Here is a 21,890-nt window from a genome sequence, read left to right on the forward strand (position 1 = left end):
TGTTCAGTCTTGAGCTTGCCGATCGCATTTTCGAAAATCTGCCGATACTGCATCTTCGCTGTCCTCTGGACCCCACGCGCCGCGCGGGCGCGCCCCGTCGCGGCTGAACATTCCCTCAAGCGACGGCCTGCTATACAGGCTTTTTTTCGCTCCGGCGAGCGTCACTTTGTCGCAACTTGATTGCATCTTCCGGCAAGGGCGAACGCTTCCCCGGATGGGACACCAAACCATGGAACGGTGGGCGGCTTCCTTGCGCTGGATCACTTTTGGCGTTTTTTTCGGCATTGGCAAGTTTCACGGATTAGGACCTTGGCGCCGACGCGGCGCGGTTCCGCCCAAAACGGCTGAAATTGCGGCAAAAGCTTCGGGAACGCGCGCCAGTTGAAATGAATTCTAAGAGTTCCATCCGCCAAAATCGGCGGATTGGACCGCGATCTCGTGAATTCGAAACCGGGCAACCCCATCTTCGACGACGATTGTCGGCTTTGCTCCGGAGGGTCCAGTCAAGCCATGTCCTGGTTGCTTCGACATTTTTTGCGACGGCTCATTCGAAAGGGATCGTTGGAGATCCGCCCGTCCATGGGGCCCGCCTATATCGTCGGCGACGGCGGGCCGCCTTTCTGCGGCCTTCGGTTCATGGACAAGGCCGCCGAATGGGAATTGTTCCGCGATCCCGAAATGGGTCTGGGCGAACTTTACGCCGATGGGCGGTTCGAGCTGACCCAGGGCGATCTCTATGACCTGCTGGCGCTGGGCGCGAGGAACATTGTCGCCCCCGGAGGCCCGGGACTTCTGACCGTGCAGCGGAGGCTGCAGAGCCTGTGGCAAAGGTTGGGCCCCGGCGTCGCGCCGGTCCGCGCCCGCGCCAACGCCTCCCATCATTACGATCTCGACGCGCGGTTCTACCGGCTGTTTCTCGACGACGACCTGCAATATTCCTGCGCTTATTTCGAGACGCCAGCCGCCGGCCTCGAGGACGCGCAACTGGCCAAGAAGCGCCATATCTCCGCCAAGCTCGCGCTCTCCTCCGGCCAGAAGGTTCTGGATATCGGTTGCGGCTGGGGCGGACTGGCGCTTTATCTCGCAGAAAACTGCGGCGCCGAAGTCCTCGGCGTGACCCTGGCGCGCGAGCAGCTCCAGCTCGCCAGGCAAAGGGCGCAAACCGCAGGCGTGACGGACGCGGTTCAATTCGCGCTCAAGGATTATCGCGAAGTCGAGGGGCGCTTCGACCGGGTGGTGTCAATCGGCATGTTCGAGCACGTCGGCCCGAGAAACTACGACGCCTTTTTCACACGGGTCGCCGGACTGCTGGCGGAAGATGGCGTCGCCTTGATCCACACCATCGGCCATTTGGGAACCCCCGCGCCGACAAGCTCCTGGTTGCGCAAATATATCTTCCCGGATGGCTATATTCCGGCCCTGATGGAAATTGCGCCATCGCTCGCGCGCGCCGGTCTCGCCGTGGCGGACCTGGAAGTTCTGCGCGACCATTACGCGCTGACCCTCCGACATTGGCGAACTCGCTTCAAGGCGAACCGCGACGAGGCGCGCGCTATCTTTGGCGAGCGGTTCTGCAGGATCTGGGAATTCTATCTCTCCGCCTCGGAATGCGCCTTTCGCTACGAGGGATGCGTCGTCCTCCAATTTCAGCTCGTCAGGAAATTCGACGCCTTGCCGATCACGCGGGACTATCTTTTCCACCGGGAGACGGAGCTGCGGGCCGCGGGGGAAAGGCGCGGCTCCGGCGGCCAAAAGCTCAGCCGCGCCCGCGACATGGGCGCGGCCCCGGAAAAGTGACAACCCCTCATATCGTGATATCAAGAGCGCATTCTTGCGAGTCGTCGCGCTGGCCCGGATCGGCCGCTCCGCATCATTCATTGCGGCGCAAAAAAGAATTTCCGCAGATGCGAAAGGAGTGATCGGCCTCTCTTTTGCAACCTTTGCAGGATGAAAATTCTCCTTTATGGCTGTTCGACTTGAGTATAGAAATGAAAGAAGTACAATTGACAAGTGTTGTTCCGGCCGATGCGCGCCAGCGCTGGTTGGAGATAATGTCTCGTGCCTGAGGTGAGAAGAGTGGAGCATCAGACAACGCGTATTTTGATCGCAGATGATCACCCTCTGGTTCGGGGAGCCTTGCGACAGGCTGTCGCCAACGCGGTGGCGGGGGCGGAAATTGTCGAGTGCGGCGCGCTTGAAGGCGTGACCAAGGCCCTTGAGGCCAATTCGGAAGTCGACCTCATCCTGCTGGACCTCGCCATGCCCGGCGTGCGCGGCTATTCCGGCCTGATGATGTTGCGCGCGCAATATCCGGGCGTGCCGGTCGTCGTGGTGTCCGGCCGCGAAGAACGCAACGTCATTCGCCTGTGCATTGATTTCGGCGCATCCGGCTTCATTCCGAAGAGCACAGACATGGAGACGATGCAATCGGCGATCCGCGCCGTTCTCGCGGGCGATCTGTGGGCGCCGTCCGACGTCGATCTGAACGGGCCGGTCGATCGCGACACGGCTGACAGCGTGCGCCGTCTCGCCTCGCTGACGCCGCAGCAGGTGCGGGTGCTGATGATGCTGTCGGAAGGCCTGCTCAACAAGCAGATCGCTTATGAGCTTTCGGTGTCCGAGGCGACCGTGAAGGCCCATGTCTCGGCGATCCTGCAAAAGCTCGGCGTCGAAAGCCGCACCCAGGCCGTGATCGCCGCCGCCCGCATCGAGGCGATGAGCGATATTTCAGCCGGCGCGATGGGCGATTAAATTTCGGCCATCCTCTGGCGCCGGGCCTGCGGCAGCCTATTTCAAGCCGGGAATTCGTCCCGCCGGCGCCCGATTTCCGCTTTGGACGCCGGGCCGCAAGGCTGGCGCGAACAGGCCGGAAAGGCGCGAGCATGAGGAAAGCCCAGGCTGAGACCTTCCGGCGCGGCGTCGCGCCGATGGCGGCGTTGCTGGCGTTCGGGCTCGCCGCAACAACATTGTCGGCGCGCGCAGAGCCAGCGCCTGTTTCCGCGGCGGCGCCTGCTGATGCTCCGCCGGGGGCTGCCGCCGCGACTTCTGACGCCGCCGACTCCGCCAATGGCCGTTTCGCCATGACGCCGACCGTAGACGGTTTCTTGCGGCTCGACACCCGCACCGGGCAGGTTTCGCTCTGCACTCTGGCGTCCGGCCAGGTCCAGTGCCGCGCCAGCGCCGACGAGCGCGCCGCGCTTGAGGCGGAGATCGACCGGCTCGCGAGCGAAAACAAGCGATTGAAAGCCGCTGCGCCCGCCCCGCCGCAAGCGGCCGAGGTCGAGGAGGAGCGCCGTTTCGACCGTGCGCTTGACCGCGCCGAACGCTTCATGCGCAGGATGATGCAATTGTTCCGCGATCCCGGCGCCAAAGACTCAGGCTCAAAGACGCCGCCCTCCACGCTCTGAACCGATCCTTTTCCTGCGAGAAGACCGCCATGACCGAAAACAACAGCCCGGCGCGCCATCCGTTCGAGCCCCGCGAGTCCGATCTCGCGGCGGCGCAACGTCGCGAGCCGAATGATCTGGAGCGTTTTCTCGGCGGATCGCCGTCCTCGGTCGCGGTGCGCCTGCTCTTTCTCTCGCTGATCGTCGGCTTTTTCCTGATCTGGCTCGATATCCGACCCATCGACGTCCTCGTCGGCCTGCGCCATATCGTCGAGCGCTTCTGGAACATGGGCTTCGAGGCGATTCGAGACATCGCGGAATATCTGGCGGCGGGCGCGGCCATCGTGCTTCCGGTCTGGCTGGCGCTTCGGCTGCTCAATATGCGGGGCAAGAACTGAGGCTTTTCGCCGTTTCCTGACACGTTCGAACGGGCGAGCCGGTTTTTTATTAAATCGGTCACATCGAATTGCTACGGGGGCTGCATGAGCCATGGCGAACCCGAGATTGAATTGCGTCGCGGCGCCGGCCGCAGCCGGCGCCTTCCGCGCCTCTCTTCCGGGGGGCGCCCTTCATGAAGATCTGCATCGTCACGGACGCCTGGCGTCCGCAGGTCAATGGCGTCGTCGTGACGCTCTCGAACCTGATCGCGGCGGGCGAAAAGCTCGGCCATGAATTCGTGGTGATCGGCCCGGACCAGTTCCACACCATCGCGGCGCCGTCCTATCCGGAAATCCGGCTCGCCCTTACCAGCGCCAAGGCGGTCGGCGAGTTGATCCGCGCGCATCGGCCCGATCACGTCCATATCGCCACCGAAGGCCCGCTCGGCGTCGCAGCGACCTATTGGTGCCCGCGCAACGGCGAAATCTTCACCACCTCCTATCACACCCGCTTCCCGGAATATGTCGAGGCGCGCTGGCCTATTCCCGCGGCCTGGTCCTATGCCGCCCTGCGCCGGTTCCATGCCGGCAGCGCGGGCCTCATGGTCGCCACCCAGACCCTTGCCGACGATCTCGCCGCGCGCGGCTTCCAGCCGCCAATGCTGTGGCCGCGCGGCGTGGACCAGAGTCTGTTCCGCCCCATCGATGAATTGCCGCGCGAACTGGCCGGCCTGCCGCGCCCATTCTTTCTCTATTGCGGCCGCGTCGCGCCGGAGAAGAACATCGAGGCCTTCCTCGCCCTCGACCTGCCGGGGTCGAAAATCGTGGTCGGCGACGGCCCCTCGCGGCCCCTGCTGCAGGAGCGTTTTCCCAAAGCCCGTTTCGTCGGGGTGAAAGCGCGCCACGAGCTTGCAGGCTATTATTCGGCGGCGGATGTTTTCGTCTTTCCCAGCCGCACCGACACGTTCGGCAATGTGATGATCGAGGCGCTGGCCTGCGGCGCGCCAGTCGCGGCCTTTCCTGTGCCAGGTCCGCTGGACGTCGTCACCGATCCGCGCATCGGCGTCTTGAGCGAGGATCTGCGCGCGGCCTGCCTCGGGGCCCTGGCGCTCTCGCGCGAGGCGTGCCGCGTCCACGCCGCGCGCTATACTTGGCCCGAGAGCGCGCGCCTGTTCATCGACAACGTCATTCGCGCCAGAAGCGCCGCGCTTGCGCGGCGCGTCTACGCCTAGAAACGTGCGCCGCGCTTGCGCGGCGGGTCTATGCCTAGAAAGGTGCGCCGCGCTGGCGCCTAAATTCGTCGGAAGGTCACGCTTAATTTGTCGCCCGGCATTTCGACAATGGCCGGCGCGGAAAAGTCGTTGGCGCGCGCCGCCGCCGTGATTGCGGCCAGATCGCGCAATCCCCATTCCGGATTTTGCGCGCGCAGTCTGGCGTCAAAAGCGAGATTGCTCCTTGCTGTCTCGACGCCCTCGCGCAGAAGCGGCCCATAGAGATAAAGCGCGCCGCCTGGCTGGAGCAAGTCATAAGCCTGATAAAACAGGCCTTCTGTCGCAGCCCAGGGCGCGACGTGGAGCATGTCGATGCAGAGGATGGCGTCGGCCCAGCACACCGGCCGAGGCGGGCGCGCGGCGTCGAGGGCGACGGCGGCATGGACGTTCTGCAAGCGCCTCCTGGCCGCCCATGCGTCGATGCTCGCCCGCGCGTTCAGATCAATGTCGGATGGTTGAAAAGTCAGGCGCGGAAGGGCGGCGGCGAAATGGGCGGCATGTTCGCCGGAGCCGCTGCCGATTTCGAGCACGAGCCCTCTTGTCGGCAATATGCCGCGCAGAACCTCGAGAATGGCGTCGCGATTGCGGGCGACGGCGGGAGCATGGAGGCGGGGATCGATCATGGATCCTTCATAATCGAGAGGCCGCTCATTTGGGAGACCGTTGATCGCAAAGCGAAATCAGCCCGAAACGCCCGTTTGGTCCGCGCCTTGCTGCGCTCCATGCGCGACATGCGGCTCAGCTATGCAATTTTCGCACTGCAAAATTCGTGCTGCACTGCAATATCATAGACCTTAGTATAGACGTCGCTCCTCGCGCGGCGCCGACCGGAGGTCCGGCTACGCGGACTGACCGGCTCATCCAATCGGATGTAGAGATTTCGAAGGGATCGAACAATGCAGAAAGCACGTCGCCTCACCGCCGTCATTCTCGCCGCCGCCGGCCTCGTCGCTTCGGCCGGCTTCGCCGCCGCTGAAGATACGATGGTTCGTACGGTCAAGCCTTATCAGGGCATCATGCTCGACGTCGGCTCCAAGCAGCTCGGCGGTTACTTTTCGCAAGCCGACGGCCGCTGCAAGCTGAACGTGATCGTCGCCGACGCCTATAGCGAAGATCGTGCGCCGTCGGCCAATGCGTCCATGCGCGTCCAGCTGACGGTGGACGTCGACAAGCCCGCCCGTCTGGACACGGCGGAAGGCAAGCTCGTCCAGTTCGACTGCCTGAACGGCGCGCAGGCGATGAAGGCCACGGTGCTCGACCGCGTCGCCCTTAACGATCTGGTCAAGTAAGGCCCGAGCGGCAGTTTTGGAATGAAAAAGGCGCGGCGGATTTTTTGCCGCGCCTTTTTTTGCGTTGAGGTTTGGCGACGCCTTGGCCGCGCTTAAAGCCAGTCCTTGACGCCGCTGCCCACCGCCGGGCCGATTTGCCGCAATTTTCGCGCGCGTAAATGCTCGACCAACCCGTCCTTGATCCGGTCGACCAGCCCGAGGCCCTCATAAACCAGCGCGGAATAGAGCTGGATGAGGGTGGCGCCGGCCTCGATCTTGGCCCAGGCGGCCTCGGGCGAATCCACGCCGCCGACGCCGACCAGCGGGAATTGCCCTTCGACGCGCGCAAAAGTCTGGGCGAGCATGTGCGTCGAGAGCGCGAACAGAGGCGCGCCGGAAAGTCCCCCGCTTTCCTTGCGGGCGTCGTCGCGCAGCGTGTCGGGCCTCGAAATCGTGGTGTTGGAGACGATCATGCCGTCCACGCCGCGCGCGCGGGCGACGCGGACGATGTCGTCGAGATCGGCGAGGGCGACGTCCGGCGCGATCTTCAGCAACACCGGGCGGCGCGGTCCGCTCGCGGCGAAGGCGTCGCGGGCGTCGAGCACGCGGGCGAGCAGGTCATCGAGCGCCGCCGCCTGCTGCAGGTCGCGCAGGCCGGGCGTATTGGGCGACGAAATATTCACCGTGAAAAACGAGGCGAGATCGGCGAAGGCCTCGATCCCGGCGACATAATCGCCGGCGCGGTCGGTGGAATCCTTGTTGGCGCCGATATTGACCCCGACGATCCCGCCTCTGCCGCTGCGCTTCAACAGGCGCTCCCGCGCCGCGGCATGCCCGCCATTGTTGAAGCCGAAGCGGTTGACGACGCCGCGATCCTCATGGAGCCGGAACAGGCGCGGCTTGGGATTGCCCGGCTGGGGGCGTGGCGTCAGCGTGCCGACTTCCGTGAAGCCGAAGCCCATGTGAAGCAAGGCGTCCGGGACGCGGGCGTCCTTGTCGAAGCCCGCCGACATGCCGAGCGGATTGGGGAAATCGAGCCCGAAGACGTTTTGCGCGAGAACGCCGTCGTCCGTCGGCAATGGCGGCAGCGGCATGCGCTCCAGCGCAAAGACCGTCATCTGATGCGCGCGCTCGGCGTCGATGGAATGCAGCAGGGGAAGCGCAAGGGAATCGAAAAAGCCCATTATTCCACCAGTCCGGCAAAATCGAGCGCACCATCGGCGCGGCGGTTGAGGGGAAGCGCGAATTTCGCCAGAGCTGTGGGCAAGGGCGCGTAAAGATGCGGGAACAGCGCGCCGCCGCGCGAAACTTCATAAACCAGCTTGTCGCCGAGCTTTTCCCCTTCGACCGCGACGAGCAGGAGATCGTCCTGACCCGCGAAATGCCGGGCCGCCGTCTCCTCGACCTGGGCTGCGGTCGAGAAATGGATATAGCCATCGGCGACATCGATTCCGGCACCCTCGAAAGCGCCGCGCGCAACAGCCGCGCGCCAGACTTCCGCGTTCAGGATTTTGTAAATCAGCGCCAAATGCGTCTCCCCCGGGACCGGCCGATTTACAGCATTTTTTTTGCCCTTCCGCCAGCGGCGCTCAACAGCTAAAAGCGGACCTTTCCGAAAGAACAGCAACGGCGGTGCGCCCGTCGGGGAATGAAGGCGGGGAATCCAGGAATGAACGAGATCGCATCCCAACTCGCCGCTTTCGCCAGCCAATCGAACGCCTGGCCGTTCGAGGAGGCGAAGAAGCTCGTGGCCAGGGTGGAGCGCACCGGGCAGAAACAAGTGCTGTTCGAAACCGGCTACGGCCCGTCGGGCCTGCCCCATATCGGAACCTTCGGCGAGGTCGCGCGCACGACCATGGTGCGCCACGCCTTCGAGACGCTGACCGAAGGCCGGATCGCCACGCGCCTTCTGGCCTTTTCCGACGATCTCGACGGCTTGCGCAAGGTGCCGGAAAACATTCCCAACAAGGAGCTGGTCGGCGCGCATCTCGGCAAGCCGCTGACCCAGGTGCCGGACCCGTTCGGCGAATATCCGAGCTTCGGCGAACACAATAACGCGCGGCTGCGCGCCTTTCTCGACGCCTTCGGCTTCGACTATGAATTCGCCTCCGCCACGCAATATTACCAGTCCGGTCGATTCGACGCGACGCTGCTGAAAATGCTCGCGCGCTATGACGCGATCCAGGAAATCATGCTGCCCTCGCTGCGGGCCGAGCGCGCCGCTTCCTACGCGCCCTTCCTGCCGATCCATCCGCGGACTGGCCATGTGATGCAGGTTCCGCTCGACGAAATCGACGTCGCGCGCGGCCTTGTCGCGTGGCGCGATGCCGAGACCGGCGAGCGTTTCGAGACGCCCGTGACGGGCGGCCATTGCAAGCTGCAATGGAAGCCGGACTGGGCGATGCGCTGGTGCGCGCTCGGCGTCGATTACGAAATGGCCGGCAAGGACCTGATCGATTCCGTCAAGCTGTCGAGCGAGATCGCCCGCGCGCTGGATGGCGCGCCGCCGGAAGGTTTTAATTACGAGCTGTTCCTCGACGAGAACGGCCAGAAGATCTCGAAGTCCAAGGGCAATGGCTTGACCATTGACGAATGGCTGCGCTACGCCAGCCCGGAATCGTTGGCCTTCTTCATGTATTGGAAGCCGCGCGAGGCGAAGCGGCTCTATTTCGACGTCATTCCCAAGGCGGTGGACGAATATCTCGCCTTCCTCGACGCTTATCCGCGTCAGGACTGGAAATTGCGGCTGGGCAATCCGGCCTGGCATATCCATGCCGGCGATCCGCCGCCGCCCGAATTCATCCACCATGGCGCGGACGCCAAGGGTGCGGCTATTTCGTTCGGCATGCTGCTGAATCTTGCAGCCGTGGCCAATAGCGAGGACCCTGCCGTGCTATGGGGCTTCCTGCGCCGTTACGCGCCCGAGGCGACGCCGGAGAAATTCCCGCGCCTCGACCGCATGATCCATTACGCCGTGGTTTATTTCCGCGATTTCGTGCGGCCCAAAAAGGTCTATCGCGCCGCCGACGAGGTGGAGCGCGAGGCGCTGGAGCAGCTTTCTACGGCTCTCGCGGCCCTGCCGCCGGGGCCGAGCGCCGAAGACGTCCAGACCTTGCTCTATGACGTGGCGCGTCCGATCCCGCGCTACCAGAATTTCGCCGCCAAGGGCGCGACGCCGGAAAAGCCGGGCGTGTCGAACGACTGGTTCGCCATGCTCTATCAGATCCTTCTCGGCGAGGCGCGCGGCCCGCGCTTCGGCTCCTTCGTGGCGCTTTACGGCGTGGACAATACGCGCGCCTTGATAGCCGACGCGCTGGCCGGCAAGTTTTTGGCCGCCGCCCCCGTCTGAGGGGCGTCCGCAGCTTGAGGGATTTGCGGGCGGGGAAGATGGGCGGTCTTGTTCCAGACGAAGGGCTTGCGCGTCCATTCCCATAGCGCCAGCCATGAGGCGAGGCTCAGCAAGGCGAAATAGACCGGCGCGAGCAGGAGGTGCGGATTGGCCTTCATGCCGCGCCGTTTCATGCCGAGCAGCGGCGGCAGGATAAAGGCCAGCGTCCCGAACAGAGCGATGACGAGGCTGAAGCTCGCCACGGTGAACTGTTCGAAAGTCTGCGGCGCCAGCAGCTCTCCCGAAAGCGCATCCTGGGCGAGGCGCAGGCCGTAGAGGGGTCCAAATAATGGCCCCGCCAGCAGGCTCGACATGGCGCAAAGCGCGGCGAAGGTCTGGACGGCGCCGATCTCGCGGTAATGGCGGCGCGGCGTGCGCAGGAAGACCGCCAGCGTCTGCATCCAGCCCTTCATCCAGCGCGATCGCTGGCCCATCCAATTGTTCAGTTCCGTCGGGGCGTCCTCATAAGTGGTGGCCTCGATCGCGCCGACGAGATAGCCGAAGCGGGCGAAGCGCAGGCCAAGATCGGCGTCCTCGGTGACATTCCAGGCGTCCCAGCCGACGACGCGGCGCAGGATGTCGGTGCGGAAATGATTGGAGGTGCCTCCGAGCGGCATCGGCAGGCCGAGCGCGGCGAGGCCCGGATTGAGGACGTCGAACAAAGCCGCATAGCCGATGGCGAAGAAATAGGGCAGCCAGCCCTCATGGCCGTTGTCGATGGCGAGCCGGGCCTGCAGGCAGGCGAGGCGCGGCCCGGCGGCGGCGAAAGCCGCGGCGGCCAGCCTCAATTGCCCCGGCTCGGGCCGGTCCTCGGCGTCGAAAATGGCGAGCAGCCGCCCCCGCGCCAGCGGCAGGGCGACATTGAGCGCGCGCGGCTTGGTGCGCGGCGCGCCGGGTGGGGCGACGACGATCTCGACATAGGCCGGCGGCGCGGCGGCGCGCAGGGCTTCGGCGGTTTCCAGATCGTCGTGCTCCAGCACGATTTTCACGTCGAGCTTGGCGGCGGGATAGTCGATCGCCTTGAGCGCGGCCAGCAATTGCGCCGCGACGCTGGCCTCGCGATACATCGGCACGATGATCGAATAGACCGGCAGGGCGCGTTCGCTCAGGCTCGGCCGCGCGCCGCGCTGCGGCTTCAGGCTGGCGGCGAAGGCGCAGAGGCGGATGTAGATCCCGCCCAGGAACAGAATGGAGAGCAGGGGCGAGGCGACGGCGAGCAGCGCCGGGGACAAGGCCGAAAGCCCCGCGATCACGGCGAGGCAGAGGACGACGCTGAAAAGATTGCTCCAGCGCAATTGCGGCGCATTGGCGCTGAGGCGGGAATCGGCGCGCGAGAGGGCGAAGCTGGCGTCGTCGGAAAGCGCGCGCCGGCCCTTGGCGCGAACGAGCGCGGAAAAGATTTTTGGCGCGCAGATTGCGATCCGCCGTCCGCCTTGCGCGCCCAGGGCGAGGAGGGCGCGGACCTGCGCCCCGCGCGGCGCCATCAGCCAGTCGAACTCCTCAAGCGCCGGATCGGCGCGGGCGACGCTGGCGCGCAAGGCGGCGCGATAATCGAAGCCCGGCGCGAGCGAGGTCGCGCGTTCGACATAGGGGCAGTTGAGCCGCCGGGCGAGGGCCGAGTAATAGAGGGCCTCCTCGACCAGCCCCTCGGCGATCAGGACCTCGTCGGCGCCGACGCCAAGTTCGCGGGCCCGCCGCGCCGCGTAAGCCAGAACGGAGGAATCGACGCCAGCGGCCGCGAGAAAGGCGATTTCGGGAAGCGATTCAGCGCCATCGGCGGGTTCAAAACTCCCTCCGCTGCGGTATAAAGAGCCAGAACTCATGAGCGGATCGGAACGGGACTTGACCACGCGCGGGCGCAATTTCTTTTTTCGACAAGCAGGGTTCTTTATCCGACACTTCAAGGTCAAGGCCAAGCTATTTTGGCTCTGCCGTTGGTCTCTGGCGGTTTTGCAACTTGCCGCTTTCCCGGCCCAGGCCGCGGGGCAGGGACCGGACGTCTTCCTGCCGAGCCTGTTCGATCCCCATAACCGTCCCGCGGCGCCCGGTCCCGACGCGCCAAAGCAGATCCGCTTCCTCACATCCGACGATTATCCGCCCTTCGAATTCCTGAACGCCGACGGGGCGCTGGCGGGCTTCAATATCGACCTCGCGCGCGCCATCTGCGCGGAATTGAAGGTCAACTGCACGATTCAGCCGCGCCGCTGGGACAATCTGCTCGATGCGCTCGAAGCGAAAGAGGGCGACGCTATCGTCGCCTCGCTGCGCGAGACGCCGGCGATCCGGGCGCGGGTCAGTTTCACCGCGCCTTATTACCTCACGCCCGCCCGTTTCGTGTCGCTCGCCCGCGCGAAGGAGTTTGACGCCCGGCCCGAGGGCTTGCGGCAGGCGACGATCGGCGTCGAGGCGGGCGGCGCGCATGAGGCCTATCTGAAGGTCTTTTTCGCCCGCTCCACGATCCGGAGCTTCCCCGACCGCGCCGCGATGATGGCGGCCTTGCGCGACAAGAGCATCGATCTCGCCTTCGGGGACGCGGTCAGCCTCGCGCTATGGATGAATGATCCGCGCTCCGGCGACTGTTGCCGGTTCCAGGGCGGGCCTTATCTCGAACCTGCTTTTTTTGGCGAGGGCGTCGGCATCGCCCTGCGGCCCGACGACGATACCCTGAGGCGCAGCCTCAACTGGGCGCTGCAAAGCCTCGACGAGCGCGGCGCGCTGACCGAGCTTTATCTGAAATATTTTCCGATCGGCTTTTACTGAGCCGCGAGCGTGGAGCGCAGCTCCGCCGCCGCCTGTTCCGGCGCGCGCTCGATGTTGAAGCCGCGCAGGAATCGTCCATTGCGGTCCATCAGATAGACCAGCGCGCTGTGATCCATTGAATATTCGCCCGCCTTGCCGGGGGCCTTGCGGGCATAGACGCGATATTCGGCCATGACCTTGTCGATCGCGGCGCGGTCGCCGGACAGGCCGATGATGCGCGGGTCGAAGCTGCCGACATAATCCTGCATCAGTTGCGGAGTGTCGCGTTCCGGATCGACGGTGACGAACAGGGCCTTGATCTTCGCGTCAGGTCCCAGCGCGCGCAAAATCTCGGAAATCTGGAACAGGGTCGTCGGGCAGACGTCGGGGCAGTGGTTGTATCCGAAGAAGACCAGGAAGGGCGCGCCGCGCAGGTCAGCGTCGGACACCTTCCGGCCCTCGCCGGTCTCCAGAACGAAGGGCCCGCCAATGGCGGCAGGCGCGGGCGCGCCCGGCTTTTCGGGCGTCAGCAGGGAAAGGCCGGCCGCGGACAACGCGAGGACCGCCGCGACGCCGGCTAGAAGCCAGATCAGCGTGCGCGGCCGGGTGGAGGGGGCGTCCTTGGTCGCGGCCATGATCTTCCCGAGACTTTCTTATAAGCAGGTCCAGGACTTTACTAGAAACAAGTCCAGGCGGCGTTGAGAGCGCTGACGAAAACCAGCGGCCCGTAGATCGCCCAGAGCGCCAGCGCGGCGCCGGCGAGAAGGACCGACAGTCCGCCCGCCAGCCAGAGCCAGATTTGGTCACGCGCCATCGTCGAGCCCTGCGGGTGATTGCGCCCCGACGTCAAGGCGCAATCCCCTAAATGGCGCGCGTCAGGCCGTATGTCCAGCCTGCTCCGGCCGCTTGATGCGGAACCAGGCCAGATAGAGCGCCGGCAGGAACAGCAGGGTCAGAGCCGTGCCGACCACAATTCCGCCCATCATCGCATAAGCCATCGGACCCCAGAAGATCTCGCGCGAGATCGGGATGAGGGCCAGCGTCGCGGCGGCGGCGGTGAGCATGATGGGCCGCATGCGGTGCTGGGTCGCCTCGCGCACGGCGTCCCAGGGCGCGACGCCCTCCTTCAGCAAGGTCTCGATCTGGACGATCAGGATGACCGAGTTGCGGATGAGAATGCCGATCAGGGCCAGGACGCCGAGCGTGGCGACGAAGCCCATCGGCGAATGGCTCGACAGCAAGGCCACGACGACGCCGATAATGGCGAGCGGGGCGACGGCAAAGACCAGGAACAGGCGGCTGAAAGATTGAAGCTGGATCATCAGGATCGTCGCCATGATGAACAGCATCAGCGGCATGACCGCATTGATCGGGCCCTCCGCCTTGGCGCTTTCCTCGACCGCGCCGCCGACCTCGACCTTGTATTCCGGCGGCAGCGTCTCGGCGAATGTCTTCACCTCCGGCGCCAGCTCCTTGACGACCGTCGCGGGCTGCACGCTGTCGCTGACCGCGACCTTGATCGTGATCGTCGGCAGGCGCGAGCGCCGCCAGATCGTCGGCTGCTCCAGCCCATAGGTGAAATTGGCCACGGCGGCGAGCGGCACCGACTGGCCATTGGCGGCGGGCAATTGCAGGTTCTGGAGCGTTTCGACAGAGGCGCGCTCGTCGTCGCGGGCGCGGGCGATGACGTCGACAAGATAGATGTCGTCGCGCACCTGGGTCACGGTCGCGCCGTTGACGATGCTGTTGAGGGTCGTGGCGATGTCCTGCGACGACACGCCGAGCGTGCGCGCCTTGTCCTGCAGCACATTGACGCGGACCATGCGCGCCGGCTCCATCCAGTCGAAGGTCACGTCGCCGAGATGACGATTCTTCGCGACGATATTGCCGAGCGCCTGGGCGTAATCGCGCACCTTGCCAATGTCCGGCCCGCTGACGCGATATTGCACGGGGCGGCCGACCGGCGGCCCGATATCCAGCAGATGGACGAAGGCGTCCGTGCCGGGAAAGGCGTTGCGCAGCCAGGCCTGATATTTCGCGCGCAGTTTGTCGCGGGCCTCGATGCTCCTGGTCAGGATGACCATTTGGCCGAAAGCGATATTGGCCGGCTGAACGTCGAAGGACAGCACGAAGCGCTTGGCGCCCTCGCCGACATAAGTGGACCAGTGATCGATATCAGGATCGCTGGCCAGAATTTCGCGCTCGAAACGGGCCATCTGGTCGTTGGTGTCCTGAATCGAGGCGTTCTGCGGCAGGTTCCAGTCGATGATGAGTTCGGGCCGGTCGGAGCTGGGGAAGAATTGCTGCTGCACGAAGCCCATTCCGAAAATCGAAAGGGCGAACACGGCGAGCGTCGCCCCGATCGTCAGCCATCGATGGTTCATGCAGAAGTCGAGCGCATGGTCGAATCCCCGGCCCAACAAGCCCTTGCCCGTTTCGTGGTGGCCTTTCATCTGCGCCGGCAGCAGGGTCACGCCGAGCAAGGGCGTGAACAGCACCGCGACGAACCATGACACGATCAGCGAAACGGCGATGACGACGAACAGAGTGAAGGTGAATTCGCCCGCCGCGCTGCTGTTGAGGCCCACCGGGATGAAGCCCGCCACCGTCACCAGCGTGCCGGTCAGCATGGGGAAGGCGGTGCTGGTATAGACATAGGTCGCGGAGGTGCGCAGGTCGTCGCCGGCCTCCAGCCGCGCCACCATCATTTCGACCGCGATCATGGCGTCGTCGACGAGCAGGCCGAGCGCGATGATCAGCGCGCCGAGCGAGATGCGCTGCAAGGAAATATCGGTCGTGCGCATGACCAGGAAGGTGATGGCGAGCACCAGCGGAATGGCGATGGCTACCACCAGGCCCGCGCGCCAGCCGAGGCTGATGAAGCTGATGCCGAGCACGATGATCACGGCCTCGAACAGGCCGCGGGTGAAGCCGGACACGGCTTCGTCCACCACGGAGGGCTGGTCGGAGACGCGAGAGACATCCACGCCGACCGGCAGATCCGACTTGATATGTTCGATCTTCTTTTCCAGCGCGGCGCCGAACTCCAGCAGATTGGCGCCCTGTTTCATGCCGATGGCGAGGCCGATCGCCGGCTCGCCCTTATAGCGGAACAATTTGGTTGGCGGATCGATATAGCCGCGCCGGACGGTCGCCACGTCGGTGAGCGGGAAGAAGCGGTCGTTGATGCGCAGGTTGATCGCGCGCAGGCTTTCCTCGGATGTGAATTGCCCGCTCACCCGCACGGCGATCCGTTCCGGGCCAGCCTGTACGAAGCCAGACGGCGTCACCGCGTTCTGCGCCGCGAGCGTGTTTGTGATCGCTTGCAGATCAAGGCCGAGCGCGGCGACCTTGCGGGTGGAGAATTCCAGATAGATTGCTTCGTTCTGCTCCCCGATCAAATCGACGCGGCCGACATTTGGAACGGTGAGGATCTGCGAGCGCGCGAATTCCACCTGGTCGCGCAATTGCCGCAGCGACAGTCCATCGGCCGTGAAAGCGTAAATGTTGCCGAACACGTCGCCGAAGCGGTCGTTGAAAAAGGGCCCCTGAACGCCCGCCGGAAACTGGCCCTTGATATCCGCGATCATGTTGCGCACGCGGACCCAGATTCCCTCCACATCGCGCGCCTTGGTCGTCGGCAGCAGGTTGACGAAGACGATGGTGTCGCCAGCGGTGGTGATGGAGCGGGTGAAATCGAGCGATTCAAGCTCTTCGAGCTTGCGCTCGATCCGTTCGGTGACCTGCAACGTCACTTCGTCCGCGGTGGCGCCGGGCCAGCTGGCCTGGATCACCATGGTCTTGATGGTGAAGTTCGGGTCTTCCTCGCGGCCGAGCTTGAGATAGGAGAAAAAGCCCGCCAGCAGGAAGACGAGCATGAAATACCAGATCAGTGAGCGGCGATCGAGCGCCCAGTCGGACAAGTTGAAAGGGCTCAAGGCGCTTCGCTCCCATAAATGCGCACGACTTCGCCTTCCTTGAGGCGGTGGACGCCGGCGGTGACGATCCGTTCGCCGGGTTGAAGGCCGGCGCGCACGATCCAGCGCCCTTCCTCGCGGTCTGGCGCGATCTCGACATCGCGCAGCGCTACTTTCGAACTCGCCGGATCGACCACGAAGACGCGCGCCTTGTCGCCCTCGCGCAGCAGCGCGGAGTCCGGAATGCGGATGGCGGCGCTGGCCTCATTGGCGAGGCGGGCGTAGATCGTGGCGCCAATGCGGAAGGAATCCGGCGGGTTGTCCAGAGCGATCTTCACGCGCCGGCTGCGCGTCACGGCATCGGATTCAGGCGCGATTTCACGAATGGCTCCCGAAACGGTCGCGGCCGGATTGATCTGTAGCGACACGTTGAATTTCTGACCGAGCCACAAGGCGTCGACAATGGTGTCGGTGGCGTCGATCACCGCGTCGCGCCGGGTCGGTTCGGCCAGCGTCACGATCGCCTGGCCGGGTGAAACAGTCTGGCCCACTTCGGCAGAGGTCGCCGTCACGACGCCGGAATAATCGGCTTTCAGGATGGCGTAGGAGAGCTGCTCCCGCGCCTTGGCGAGATTGGCCTCGGCCTGCGTCATGTTGGCCTGGGCCGCGGCGCGCTCCTGTTCGGCCGTGTCGAAGGCGGCCTGCGAAGTGGTCTTCTTTTCGAGCAACGCCGCCTGGCGGGCTTCCGTCGAACTGGCGTTGTCGAATTGCGCGCGGGCGCTGGCGAGATTGGCGGTCGCCGCGCGAGCGGCCATTTCGAGCGACAGCGGATCGATCGCCGCCAGAGTCTGGCCCGCCTCGACGCGGTCGCCGACCTTGACCGGGCGCGCGATCATGCGGCCGATGACGCGAAAGCCGAAGGGCGTTTGCACCTGCGGCTCGACCGTGCCGGACAGCACCATGTCGAAGGCGGGGCTGGGCTCCGCCAGCAGGGTGATCGCCGGGCGGGGTGGGGGCGGCGGCTCCGATTTCTTGCCGCAGCCAGTGAGCGCCGCGGCGAGGGCCAGCGGCAGAACGGGCAGGAAATGCGCAAGCCTGGCCATCATGAATGCTCCGCCTGACGAGGGGCGACGCTCTGGCCCTCACGCAGGAATTTGCCGCCATCGATCACGACGTTTTCGCCGGGCTTGAGCCCGCCGCCGATGACGATCCGCTCCTTGTCATAGCGCGCGACGTCGACCGCCCGCAGATGGACAGTCTTGTCGGCAGGATCGATGATCCACACGGCGGGCTTGCCATCCTTCGCGCTCATCGCCGTCCACGGAAGAATCACGACGTCGTCGAGGCGGAGCCTTCCCGCGCCGGTGACAGCTGCGCCGAGCGGCAGGACCGGGCCGTTGGGATCGATCTCGACCTTCACCTGCACCGTCCCGGTCTTGGCGTCCACGACGGGCGAGACTTCGCGGATCTTGCCCGACGTCTTCACGGACGTGTCGCCGACCATGACGAGGGAAATTTGCGGCGCGCTGAGCTTGCGGGAGAAGGCGGACTCATAAACGGCGAAGACCGCGTCGCGCGGGCCGTCCTGCGCCAGCACGAAGGTCATCTGCGCGGCCTGCGCGACCTGGCCGACTTCGATGTTACGCGCCGTAATCACGCCCGGATGGCCGGCGCGCAGATAAGTATAGGAGAGGGCGTCCTGCGCTGTCGCGACCTGCGCCTGGGCGACGTCGAGCGAACCGGCGGCGGTGCGCTGCGCCCGCTCCGCGAGGTCATAGGCCGCCTGGGTGGCGTAGCCATTGGCGAGTAGGGCCTTCTGCCGCTCATAGGCGGCGTCGAGCTGGCGCTTGGTCGCCTGCGCGCCTGCAAGTCCGGCCTCCGCCGACTTGAGATCGGCCTCCTGTTCGGTCGGATCAAGCCGCGCCAGAATGTCGTCGGCGCCGACATGCTGGCCGATGTCGGCCTTGCGCTCGATCACACGGCCGCTGATGCGGAACGAGAGTTCGCTTTGCACCAGGGCGCGCACCGTTCCCGTCAGGGTGATGTCGCTGTCGTAGGATTGCGGCTGCACGATTTGCGCGACGACGGGGAAGGGCGCCCGCGGCGCAGGCGCCGCCGTTTCGCCGCAGCCGGCGAGCGGCAGGGCGGCCAGGAGGAGAACGGCGAGACGGGGGAGTGCCGTCATAAAGACTCCTTGCGACCGGGCCATGAAGAATTTGCTGGGCTTTTGGCCAGTATCAGGATTATTATTGACTGACTGGAAAGTCAATAAGGATGAGGTTGCGAGGAGACGATGATGAAGGAGCGGGCGCGCCGCAAGGCGCAAAGGCCTGGAGAAATTCTCGAAGCCGCCTTCGACGCCTTCGCCGAGCGCGGCTTCGCCGCCACGCGCATGGAGGACATCGCCGCGCGCGCAGGGGTCACCAAGGGCGCGATCTATTGCTATTTCGAGACCAAGGAGCGCCTCTTCGAGGAAATGGTGGATCATTTCTCGCAGGACATCCTGTCGGACGCGGGCGCCATGCTCGCGGCGGCGCAAGGCAGTTGCGCCGAAAAGCTCAAGGCCTATCTCGTCTATATGTATTGTCGCTGCGCGCGGGATCGCTACGGGCGCGAAATGATTCGCTTCATGGTGTCGGACGGCAAGAGCTTCCCGCAGCTTGTGGAGCACCATTACCGGGATTTTTTCGCGCCGGCGATGCGCATGGTCTCCGATCTGCTCGCTGCCGGCATAGCAAGCGGCGAATTCCGCCCCGAGATCGCGAAACATGGCGCCGAAATCGTCGTGGCGCCCTCGGTTTTCCTGACCCTGATGCGCCTGATCTTCGACCAGAGTCTCGAGATCGACGACGAGGCCTATATCGCCGCGCACGCCGACCTTTTGCTCAATGGCCTGTTGACGCCAGCGGCGCGCGAAAACTTGTTGGCGGGAAAGACTTGCGGCGGCGGCCTAGCCCCGATATAGAACGATTCTCCGCGCTGCTCCCTTCGTCTAGCGGTCTAGGACGTCGCCCTCTCACGGCGAAAACAGGGGTTCGAGTCCCCTAGGGAGCGCCAATAAAATCAATAACTTAGGTTTTTCGGGCGGCTTAAAAAGCCGTTTTTGGGAAACTTTTGGGAAGAATCCGTCGGCGTTCGCTGGCGTTCTCCAGTGTCCGGGCGACCAATTTTTGGAGGCCGCCGAGGGCCGCCTAGCCGGCGACGAAGAACCGGGCTTTGGCAGGCGTAAATTGCCGATTCTGCTTATGGCTTCGGTCCCGGAAAAGGCCTCGACTGCGAACGCGCTAGCGGCGCGATCCCACCAAATGGACTTGAGAACTTCGTGGTCGCGGGCGATCCGAGCATTTTTAATCGAATTATGTTACCGAACGGGTACAATTGGCGCAATATAGGTTGACGTTCCCGATCGGGAACATATAGGCTCTGGTCTCAATTTGTGATCGATCGGTAACTCGAGGCCCCCATGCTGCGCAACGCTGAAGATTTCGGCCGTCTCATCCGTGAGCGCCGGCGCGCTGAAGGCCTGACTCAGGACCAACTCGCCGCGCGCTGCGGCGTGGCCCGGCGTTTCATCGTCGAATTGGAGGGTGGAAAGTCCACTTGCCAGCTCGGCAAGGCGCTCACCGCCGCGCTCGAACTTGGCGTCCACCTTGGCGATCTCGCCGCGGTCGAGGGAAAGCGTTCACAGGCTGATGAGGATCGCGACGATCCGCTCGGCGCGTTGCCTCGTTTCTGAGGCGCCGATGACGCTCGATCTGTTCTTTGAAGACTTCCGGGTCGCCACGCTTCGCGAGGGTTCCGCAGGGATCGAACTCGCCTACGATCCCGCCTGGCTTGCCCGCCCCAACGCATTTCCGATCTCACTTTCCATGCCCCTGGTCGCCGAGGCCTACGGCGCTGAAAAAATCCTGCCTTGGCTCGCCAACCTGCTGCCCGAGTCGCATCTTAGCGAAATTGGCCAGCTGATCGGCGTTTCGCCGCAGGACGTCATCGGCCTAATTCGCCGAATGGGTCGCGATACCGCAGGAGCGATATCCATTGGCGCGCCGCGCGGCGACTGCAATGAAAGCCGCATTGTCGGCGGGGAGGCGCAGCTCGAGCGGATCATCGAAGAATTGCCACACAGGCCCTTCCTTGTCGGTGACGAAGGCGTTTCCATGTCATTGGCCGGCGCCCAGGAGAAGCTCGGCGTCGTTCTCGTCGACGGTGAAATCGCCATCCCACTCAATGGCTCGGCGTCGACCCATATCTTGAAGCCTGATATCAGGCGGCTTCCAGGCAGCGTTCAAAACGAGGCCTTTTGCCTCACGCTGGCTCGCCTGGTCGGTCTTGACGCGGCGCGGGTTACGACCGGCGTCGCCGGTGCGCGTTCCTACCTTCTGGTTGAGCGCTTCGATCGGCAGATGACACCGCATGGTGTCGGCCGAATTCACCAGGAAGACCTGGCGCAGACCTTGGGCGTCTTTCCCAAGGACAAGTACGAATTCGGATCAATGGGCGAAAAGATCGGGCCGGGGCTCCGGCAATTGTTCAATGCCGTCGCTGAGCGCATTTCGCCAGGTGCGCGCCTCTCTCTGCTCGACGATCTGATCTTCAATGTTGCGGTCGGGAATTCCGACGCGCATGCGAAAAATTACGCGATCCTGATCGGCGCGGGCGGCACGACGAAACTTGCCCCGATTTACGACGTCTTGTCTGGCCTGGTTTGGCCGCGGGTGACCAAGTTGTTGCCACAGGCCATAAACAGCCAACGCGATCCCGCTAATTTGCAAGGGGCCGACTGGCAAGCGCTCGCGAAGGAAATCGGGTTGAGTCCTGCGCGGACCGTCAAACGTGTCGAAGCAATCTGCGGCCTCGTCAAAAAACATGCCGATGAAGCGCTCGGCATTGTTGCTTCCATGCCTGCTGGCGGACACCCCATTATGGAACAGGCCTGCCACGAGGCAAAAAAGAGGGGCCGTCGCCTTTTGCGGCAACTGGCTGGATCGTCAATCACGAAAGGCGACAACCTAACGGAAGACGATGGCGGCGTCACGATGGATGCCGAGTCGAATTAACGCGTCAGCTCGCCCTTCAACCGCTGCCATTGATCCTTTCCCCGCTACGATAGTGCGGGTCGCCGGCAACCGACACACGTTTTGGACGAATATTGAACCGCTCGCAGATTTCCTTGATAGCCGCGTCATTCATGAGTTTGCGGTCAGCATAAAGAACAAAGTGATCCGCCGGGGCGTCGAAAACAATTCGGCCACGCGGCCAGTCTTCATATTCATAGTCGCAGGCCACAGCCCGCACAGTAGGCTCCAAAGCGCGTGATCGGCGCCAGTTTCCCCATATCTCATAATGGCCGGGGCCGTAGGTGCGGCAATCGCCATAGGGCTCGGCCTCGGACAGCGGACAGGAAGCGGCAAGCAGACGTGTTCCGGTTGCGGTCAGGATCATCCAGAAAATGCCGACATGCGGCTCGTCGCTCGGCTTATTGCGTCCAATTTTGTCGCTTGTGTCCGGCATGTTCATTTCCATTGACAGGACATTTGGGGAAAC

General features: G+C 64.2%; 21 protein-coding genes and 1 tRNA gene. 12 read left to right on the forward strand and 10 right to left on the reverse strand.

Annotated features, from left to right (window positions below; genetic code table 11):
• Positions 1-579: 579 nt before the first annotated feature.
• From QM467_RS15650 to QM467_RS15670, 5 genes are all read left to right on the forward strand, one after another.
• Entirely contained in the window at positions 580-1,797 is a 1,218-nt protein-coding gene (locus tag QM467_RS15650; RefSeq protein ID WP_283367276.1) for an SAM-dependent methyltransferase, read from the forward strand.
• Between the two features lie 279 nt (positions 1,798-2,076).
• On the forward strand, positions 2,077-2,751 hold the full coding sequence (locus tag QM467_RS15655) for a response regulator (RefSeq protein WP_283367277.1): 675 nt from the start codon (positions 2,077-2,079) through the stop codon (positions 2,749-2,751).
• Positions 2,752-2,882: 131 nt separating this feature from the next.
• Entirely contained in the window at positions 2,883-3,407 is a 525-nt protein-coding gene (locus QM467_RS15660; protein WP_283367278.1) for a hypothetical protein, read from the forward strand.
• Between the two features lie 29 nt (positions 3,408-3,436).
• Entirely contained in the window at positions 3,437-3,784 is a 348-nt protein-coding gene (locus tag QM467_RS15665; protein ID WP_283367279.1) for a DUF6460 domain-containing protein, read from the forward strand.
• A gap of 173 nt (positions 3,785-3,957) precedes the next feature.
• Positions 3,958-4,995 (forward strand): glycosyltransferase family 4 protein, encoded by a 1,038-nt coding sequence (locus QM467_RS15670; protein WP_283367280.1) that lies wholly within the window; start codon positions 3,958-3,960, stop codon positions 4,993-4,995.
• Positions 4,996-5,054: 59 nt separating this feature from the next.
• Here the strand turns inward: QM467_RS15670 and QM467_RS15675 are convergent, their stop codons facing one another.
• On the reverse strand, positions 5,055-5,657 hold the full coding sequence (locus tag QM467_RS15675) for a DUF938 domain-containing protein (RefSeq protein ID WP_283367281.1): 603 nt from the start codon (positions 5,655-5,657) through the stop codon (positions 5,055-5,057).
• 273 nt (positions 5,658-5,930) lie between these two features.
• Between QM467_RS15675 and QM467_RS15680 the strand changes: the two genes are divergently transcribed.
• On the forward strand, positions 5,931-6,323 hold the full coding sequence (locus QM467_RS15680) for a hypothetical protein (RefSeq protein ID WP_283367282.1): 393 nt from the start codon (positions 5,931-5,933) through the stop codon (positions 6,321-6,323).
• 92 nt (positions 6,324-6,415) lie between these two features.
• Here QM467_RS15680 and QM467_RS15685 read toward each other — a convergent pair whose 3' ends face one another.
• A complete protein-coding gene (locus tag QM467_RS15685; RefSeq protein ID WP_283367343.1) occupies positions 6,416-7,489 on the reverse strand; it encodes a quinone-dependent dihydroorotate dehydrogenase in 1,074 nt (357 codons plus the stop codon).
• The gene (locus tag QM467_RS15690) at positions 7,486-7,830 is read right to left on the reverse strand and encodes a DUF952 domain-containing protein (RefSeq protein WP_283367283.1); all 345 of its coding nucleotides are present in this window, start codon (positions 7,828-7,830) and stop codon (positions 7,486-7,488) included. The genes QM467_RS15685 and QM467_RS15690 overlap by 4 nt, the downstream gene beginning before the upstream one ends.
• A gap of 141 nt (positions 7,831-7,971) precedes the next feature.
• Between QM467_RS15690 and QM467_RS15695 the strand changes: the two genes are divergently transcribed.
• Positions 7,972-9,651 carry a lysine--tRNA ligase gene (locus tag QM467_RS15695; protein WP_283367284.1) on the forward strand — a complete coding sequence of 560 codons (1,680 nt, stop codon included), beginning with the start codon at positions 7,972-7,974 and terminating at the stop codon, positions 9,649-9,651.
• Here the strand turns inward: QM467_RS15695 and QM467_RS15700 are convergent.
• Entirely contained in the window at positions 9,576-11,513 is a 1,938-nt protein-coding gene (locus QM467_RS15700; protein ID WP_283367285.1) for a glycosyltransferase family 2 protein, read from the reverse strand. The two genes, QM467_RS15695 and QM467_RS15700, sit on opposite strands and share 76 nt — an antisense overlap.
• A gap of 127 nt (positions 11,514-11,640) precedes the next feature.
• Between QM467_RS15700 and QM467_RS15705 the strand changes: the two genes are divergently transcribed.
• A complete protein-coding gene (locus tag QM467_RS15705; RefSeq protein WP_283367286.1) occupies positions 11,641-12,450 on the forward strand; it encodes a transporter substrate-binding domain-containing protein in 810 nt (269 codons plus the stop codon).
• Here QM467_RS15705 and QM467_RS15710 read toward each other — a convergent pair.
• The 5 genes from QM467_RS15710 to QM467_RS15730 are packed head-to-tail and all read right to left on the reverse strand — an operon-like array spanning position 12,444 to position 18,531.
• Complete coding sequence (locus tag QM467_RS15710) at positions 12,444-13,064, reverse strand: SCO family protein (RefSeq protein WP_283367287.1); 621 nt, start codon at positions 13,062-13,064, stop codon at positions 12,444-12,446. The genes QM467_RS15705 and QM467_RS15710 overlap by 7 nt on opposite strands.
• A gap of 41 nt (positions 13,065-13,105) precedes the next feature.
• A complete protein-coding gene (locus tag QM467_RS15715) occupies positions 13,106-13,279 on the reverse strand; it encodes a hypothetical protein (RefSeq protein ID WP_283367288.1) in 174 nt (57 codons plus the stop codon).
• 25 nt (positions 13,280-13,304) lie between these two features.
• On the reverse strand, positions 13,305-16,367 hold the full coding sequence (locus QM467_RS15720; RefSeq protein ID WP_283367289.1) for an efflux RND transporter permease subunit: 3,063 nt from the start codon (positions 16,365-16,367) through the stop codon (positions 13,305-13,307).
• Positions 16,364-17,452 (reverse strand): efflux RND transporter periplasmic adaptor subunit, encoded by a 1,089-nt coding sequence (locus QM467_RS15725; protein ID WP_283367290.1) that lies wholly within the window; start codon positions 17,450-17,452, stop codon positions 16,364-16,366. The genes QM467_RS15720 and QM467_RS15725 overlap by 4 nt, the downstream gene beginning before the upstream one ends.
• Positions 17,449-18,531 carry an efflux RND transporter periplasmic adaptor subunit gene (locus QM467_RS15730; protein WP_283367291.1) on the reverse strand — a complete coding sequence of 361 codons (1,083 nt, stop codon included), beginning with the start codon at positions 18,529-18,531 and terminating at the stop codon, positions 17,449-17,451. The genes QM467_RS15725 and QM467_RS15730 overlap by 4 nt, the downstream gene beginning before the upstream one ends.
• Before the next feature lie 111 nt (positions 18,532-18,642).
• Here QM467_RS15730 and QM467_RS15735 point away from each other — a divergent pair, with 111 nt between their 5' ends.
• The 4 genes from QM467_RS15735 (at position 18,643) to QM467_RS15750 (ending at position 21,403) form a co-directional block, all read left to right on the forward strand.
• Entirely contained in the window at positions 18,643-19,311 is a 669-nt protein-coding gene (locus tag QM467_RS15735) for a TetR/AcrR family transcriptional regulator (protein ID WP_283367292.1), read from the forward strand.
• A gap of 16 nt (positions 19,312-19,327) precedes the next feature.
• Positions 19,328-19,403: transfer RNA gene (locus QM467_RS15740), tRNA-Glu, on the forward strand.
• A 406-nt stretch (positions 19,404-19,809) separates the two neighbouring features.
• Entirely contained in the window at positions 19,810-20,082 is a 273-nt protein-coding gene (locus QM467_RS15745) for a helix-turn-helix domain-containing protein (RefSeq protein WP_283367293.1), read from the forward strand.
• 7 nt (positions 20,083-20,089) lie between these two features.
• A complete protein-coding gene (locus QM467_RS15750; protein WP_283367294.1) occupies positions 20,090-21,403 on the forward strand; it encodes a type II toxin-antitoxin system HipA family toxin in 1,314 nt (437 codons plus the stop codon).
• Positions 21,404-21,419: 16 nt separating this feature from the next.
• On the opposite strand, the gene QM467_RS15755 is transcribed toward QM467_RS15750, so the two are convergent.
• Positions 21,420-21,857, reverse strand: a complete 438-nt coding sequence (locus QM467_RS15755; RefSeq protein ID WP_283367295.1) for a hypothetical protein — start codon at positions 21,855-21,857, stop codon at positions 21,420-21,422.
• Positions 21,858-21,890 lie beyond the last annotated feature (33 nt).

This window comes from Rhodoblastus sp. 17X3, from assembly GCF_030056575.1.
Lineage (GTDB): Bacteria > Pseudomonadota > Alphaproteobacteria > Rhizobiales > Beijerinckiaceae > Rhodoblastus.